At 60.6% G+C, this 4,836-nt stretch carries 5 protein-coding genes; 3 read left to right on the top strand and 2 right to left on the bottom strand.

Annotation, left to right across the window (positions count from 1 at the left end):
- Positions 1-14 precede the first annotated feature (14 nt).
- The 3 genes from glyS to Q0C48_RS12035 are packed head-to-tail and all read left to right on the top strand — an operon-like array spanning position 15 to position 3,363.
- Positions 15-2,099 (top strand): glycine--tRNA ligase subunit beta, encoded by a 2,085-nt coding sequence (glyS, locus tag Q0C48_RS12045; protein WP_291524683.1) that lies wholly within the window; start codon positions 15-17, stop codon positions 2,097-2,099.
- Complete coding sequence (gene gmhB / locus Q0C48_RS12040; RefSeq protein ID WP_291524681.1) at positions 2,099-2,638, top strand: D-glycero-beta-D-manno-heptose 1,7-bisphosphate 7-phosphatase; 540 nt, start codon at positions 2,099-2,101, stop codon at positions 2,636-2,638. The genes glyS and gmhB overlap by 1 nt, the downstream gene beginning before the upstream one ends.
- Positions 2,635-3,363 carry a 1-acyl-sn-glycerol-3-phosphate acyltransferase gene (locus Q0C48_RS12035; RefSeq protein ID WP_291524679.1) on the top strand — a complete coding sequence of 243 codons (729 nt, stop codon included), beginning with the start codon at positions 2,635-2,637 and terminating at the stop codon, positions 3,361-3,363. Before gmhB ends, Q0C48_RS12035 begins: the two co-directional genes overlap by 4 nt.
- On the opposite strand, the gene Q0C48_RS12030 is transcribed toward Q0C48_RS12035, so the two are convergent.
- Positions 3,311-4,219 carry a RimK family alpha-L-glutamate ligase gene (locus tag Q0C48_RS12030; RefSeq protein WP_291524677.1) on the bottom strand — a complete coding sequence of 303 codons (909 nt, stop codon included), beginning with the start codon at positions 4,217-4,219 and terminating at the stop codon, positions 3,311-3,313. The two genes, Q0C48_RS12035 and Q0C48_RS12030, sit on opposite strands and share 53 nt — an antisense overlap.
- Positions 4,216-4,542, bottom strand: coding sequence for a hypothetical protein (locus Q0C48_RS12025; RefSeq protein ID WP_291524675.1), 327 nt, complete (start codon positions 4,540-4,542; stop codon positions 4,216-4,218). Before Q0C48_RS12025 ends, Q0C48_RS12030 begins: the two co-directional genes overlap by 4 nt.
- Between the last annotated feature and the right edge of the window lie 294 nt (positions 4,543-4,836).

The following is a 4,836-nucleotide window of genomic DNA, read 5'->3' as shown; positions in this document are numbered from 1 at the left end:
ACTGCGGAGCCAAGATGTCAGCGCCTGAAGATCTCCTGCTGGAACTAGGTTGTGAAGAATTACCGGCGCGGGAACAAGTACCCCTGCAGGATGCCGCGACCGAGATCGTGGGCCAATTGCTGGACAAGGCCGGGTTGCAGTATGGGAACATCTGCGGCTATGTCACCCCGCGACGACTCGCCCTCTGGATTAAAGACGTGTCCCGGCAGAGTCTGCCGCAGGAAACCCTGCGTCGTGGCCCGCCCGTAGAGCGCGCCCGTGATGCGCAGGGTAAGCCCACGGCGGCGGCAGAGGGCTTTGCCCGCTCCTGCGGGGTCAGCGTTGACGATCTGCTCACCCTGGAGACGGACAAAGGCCCCGTCCTTGCCTGGCGGGAAGTCGGCGCGGCCCAGGACAGTCATCTCCTGTTACCCGAGATTGCCAGCAAACTGGTGGCCAGCTTGCCCCTGCGCAAACGTATGCATTGGGGGGCACGTCCCGATAGTTTCCTGCGTCCGGTGCGCTGGCTTTTGCTGCGTCAGGGCCAGCAGGTGCTGGACTGGCATATTTTTGGTCTGAATGCCGGCGGAGAAAGTTTCGGGCATCGCGTCCATCATCCCCAGTCGGTCCAGATTACCACCCCTGCCGATTACGCCGAGTCTTTATTGCAGGCAAAAGTGATGGCAGATTTTGCCGGGCGTCGCGCGCGCATTGCCAGCAAAATAGCAGCCTTGGCCGGTGAGATGGCCGTCATCCCCATCCTGCCGGAAGCCTTGCTGGACGAGATCACCGGACTCAACGAATGGCCGGTCATTCTCGCCGGCACTTTCGCCGAAGACTATTTGCGGGTACCAGAAGAAGCGCTCATTACGGTCATGATGCAGCACCAGCGCTACGTCCCCCTGCGCAATCAGGATGGTCGTCTGGTGCGCCATTATCTGTTCGCGGCGAACCTGCATAGCCTGGATGCGCAGGTCGTCATCAACGGAAATAACCGGGTACTGCGTGCCCGACTGGCTGACGCCGCCTTCTTCTGGGATCAGGATCGCCAGGTTTCCTTGCAGACGCGACGAGCCGCACTTGCCGAGGTGCTGTTTCAGGACGGCCTCGGCAGCATTTTCGACAAAACCACGCGCCTGCAGATACTTGCAGCAGCCCTCGCGCCGCACTTCGCAGTAGATGCGAGCGACATGGGCCGCGCCGCAGGGCTTTGCAAAAGTGACCTGCTCAGCGGTCTGGTGGGCGAGTTCCCGGAATTGCAGGGCATCATGGGCGGCCACTACGCCCGGCATGACGGTGAAAACGTCCATGTTGCCACCGCCATTGCCCAGCATTACATGCCTAGTGGTCGCGACGATGAAACCCCGGCAGATGCGCACGGACAGTGCCTGGCCATTGCTGATAAACTGGACACCCTCTGCGGCTTTTTCGCCATCGGCAAAGTCCCTACCGGTGACCGCGACCCTTTCGCCCTGCGCCGCGCCGCACTGGGGGTACTGCGGATTGTGCTGGATGCTCGGGTGCCTCTGAACCTGGACGAGGCGGTAGCAAGTACGCTGGCCGCTTACGGCAGCGCTTTTGCCAGGAACAGAACGGAGACGCGGACTGCGGTGCTCGATTTCTTTCAGGATCGGTTGCGGGTCTATTTCCGGGAGGAGGGCTTCCGTGCTGACCAGATCGCCGCCGTGCTCAGCCGCCAACCCTACGAGCCACTGGACGCACTCCAGCGTCTTGAAGCCCTCGCCCTTTTCCAGGCCGAGCATGCGGCAGCGGATGCTCTGGCAGCGCTGATCAAACGGATTAACAATTTATTACGCAAGGAAACCCTCTCCGCCGACTGGCGGGTAGACCCGCGGCACTTTACGGATCCCGCAGAGAGCGCACTCTGGGAACACTGGCAAGCCCTGGCGCAGCCCGTCCATGGGCAGTTCGCAAAACGCCACTATGCCGCCGCTTTAGACCTGCTCGCGGGCTTGCGTCCCCCGGTCGATCAATTTTTTGATAGGGTCATGGTCCTTGCCGAAGAGCCGGTGCTACGCCAGAATCGTCTCGCTCTGCTTGCCCAACTCCAGGAGGCGTTTCTGCATATCGCTGACTTCTCGCAGTTACAGGGGGTCTGATGGGGCAAATCGTCATCCTCGATCGTGACGGCGTCATCAACGAGGACAGTAGCGCCTTTATCAAATCTCCCGCCGAGTGGCGCCCCATTCCGGGCAGTCTGGAGGCTATCGCGCGTCTGAACCGCGCCGGCTACCAGGTGGTGGTAGCCACCAATCAGTCTGGTGTAGGCCGGGGGCTTTTCGATATCCGTACCCTGACCGCTATCCATCAGCGCATGCGTCAGGCACTGGCCGCCGTAGGCGGTCGGATAGATGCGATTTTCTTCTGTCCCCACGCTCCGGAAGCAGAATGCGCGTGTCGCAAGCCAGCGCCCGGCCTGTTTCACGAGATCCAGGAGCGCCTACAGACCTCGCTGGAACAGGTTCCCGCCATTGGCGACAGTATGCGCGATCTGGTCGCCGCGCGTGAAGCCGGTGCACGACCCGTGCTGGTGCTGACGGGCAAAGGCCAAAGCATGCGTCTGGAAGCAGAAGCGGCGGGCATCCCTGTTTTCGCTGATCTTAACGCGGCAGTACACGCCATTCTCGGCATTCCGTGATACGCACCATTCGCAGTAGCTTGTTCTACATCGGTTTTACGATCTGGACCCTGGTCTGGGCCATATTCAGCCTGGCCGTTGCCCTGTTGCCGCTGTCGGCGCGGGTCTGGGCCAGTCGCTTATGGGCGCGCACTGGCATCGGCTGGCTCCACTGGAGTTGTGGCCTGCGTTATCGGGTTTCCGGTCTCGCCAACATTCCCGCCACACCTTGCGTCATCGTCGCTAATCATCAGTCGGCACTGGAAACCCTGCTCCTCTGGTGCATCTTCCCACGACTCTCCTATGTACTGAAAAAGGAACTCTTCCGCATCCCGGTGATTGGCTGGGGCCTGCGCCTGTCCTGGCCCATCGGTATCGACCGCGACGCTGGCAAACAGGCCTTGGTGCAGGTAATTGAAGAAGGCAAAATCCGTCTGGCAGCGGGCTTTCACGTGGTGATTTTCCCGGAGGGCACCCGCCACCCTTGCGGCGAGGTCGGCCCTTTCAGCAGCACCGCCGCTGGTCTGGCCATTCGCGCTCAGGTCCCCCTTTTGCCTATTGCCGTGAACAGCGGGTGTTTCTGGCCACGTGCAGATTGGCGCAAATGGCCGGGGGTGGTCGAGGTGCATATCGGCCCCGCACTGGCCCCCGCAGGTAAAGCCGCCGCCCTCAACCAGCAAGCGCAAGACTGGATTACAACGGCGGTTGCAGAGATGGGGACAGGGCCTGCTGCAAAAGTGCTTTAACCAAAGTACCTGCAATATCCTGGCCGGTAACTCCTTCGATGCCTTCCAGGCTAGGGACGGGGTTCACTTCCAGCACCAAGGGCCGCTGATCTTCGGCCAGCATGATATCCACCCCGGCAAAACCCAGACCTAGTGCAGCCGCCGATCGGCAGGCAATGGCGGCAAAATCTTCCGGCAGATCCGGCATTGCTGATGCTTGACCCCCGCAATGCAGGTTGCTGCGAAAATCCTCAGCAGAAGCCTCCCTGCGCATAGCGGCAATCACCTTGCCGAAGAGGACGATTACCCGAAAATCCTGACGTCCTGGAAGAAAGCGCTGGACCATCGCTTCGTGTTGCAAATGGAGAAAGGTGTCCAGCATTCCCCGTGCGGCGACGGGCGTATCCGCCAAACTGACGCCCACCCCCTGCGAGCCACCGAGCAACTTGTGCACCAACGGCGTCCCCAAAGCCGACATCGCCAGATCGCGCTGCCCTACCTGGGTGAAGTAGGCGGTTTGCGGCACGGCGACGCCAGCCGCGACCAGGGACTGCAAGGAAGCAAACTTGTCGCGGGACAACTCCAGCGCCCCCGCACTATTGAGACAATAGCTCCCTGCCCCAGAAAAGTAACGTAGCAGGCGTGACCCGAGGCGCGTGATCGGGCCACCCACCCGCGGAATTACCGCCACGCAGGGCGCCAGCAGAGAGGATCCGTAGTAAAGCTGGGTCTGGGTATTATTCAGCATCAACAAACAGTGCTCGGGCTGAAGCAATACTGGTTCAGCGCCCGCTGCGGCGACCGCATCCAACAGACGGCGGGTCGAATAGAGTTTCGCTTGGCGGGAAAGGATGGCAATACGCGGCGCATCACTCATGCGATGGGTACATCCTCACGAAAACTGAGCAGCGGCAATTCGCCGTGCGCAATGGAGCGCTCAATGAACCCTGCGCGACCCGGTGCGCGCGCTTCCAGCGCCGCCCGCGACAGGGCAGGCTCACCGCAGATCGCCGCGAAAAGCACCTCCAGCTCCCAGGGATCCACCCGCAACGTCCCGAAGGGATTATTCCGCGTCGCAGGGCGCCAGAAGAGGTTCGGCAACCATCCTTTACTGCACACTGCCGGAACCAGATAGAACGTGCGGCAACGTTCGGCTATCTCCGCCAGCGCCGGAATCCAGTTCACATCCAGATTTTCCATAATATTCCTCTAAAAATATTTTTATTGGCACCAGCGCACAGGAAGCCAGCCAGCAGGCGTAAGCACCGGGCGCCGTCCACGAGAACGATCATAAAGCCATTCACTTGGCAACGGAATTATTGTGGAGCATAATAGTCAACTATTTGGGAGCAGGTGTAAAGTTCATTCAAAGGAAGCGGCTTGACGGCCAAGGAGTCCATCATGAGCGACAACAGCACGCAGCAAGGCGTGGCGGGTCACGGCGCCTTTTTTCAAGACACGAATCTTTCGGCGAACGAGGCCGAAGCGGCTACG

The sequence above is a fragment of the Acidithiobacillus sp. genome (genome assembly GCF_023255755.1).
Taxonomy (GTDB): Bacteria; Pseudomonadota; Gammaproteobacteria; order Acidithiobacillales; family Acidithiobacillaceae; genus Acidithiobacillus.
This window is presented reverse-complemented; position numbering and strand designations above follow the sequence as displayed.

Bases quoted from the DNA above. Each gene is read 5' to 3' on its own strand.
- glyS (WP_291524683.1), top strand. From the start codon at position 15: ATGTCAGCGCCTGAAGATCTCCTGCTGGAACTAGGTTGTGAAGAATTA.
- gmhB (WP_291524681.1), top strand. From the start codon at position 2,099: ATGGGGCAAATCGTCATCCTCGATCGTGACGGCGTCATCAACGAGGAC.
- Q0C48_RS12030 (WP_291524677.1), bottom strand. From the start codon at position 4,219: ATGAGTGATGCGCCGCGTATTGCCATCCTTTCCCGCCAAGCGAAACTC.
- Q0C48_RS12025 (WP_291524675.1), bottom strand. From the start codon at position 4,542: ATGGAAAATCTGGATGTGAACTGGATTCCGGCGCTGGCGGAGATAGCC.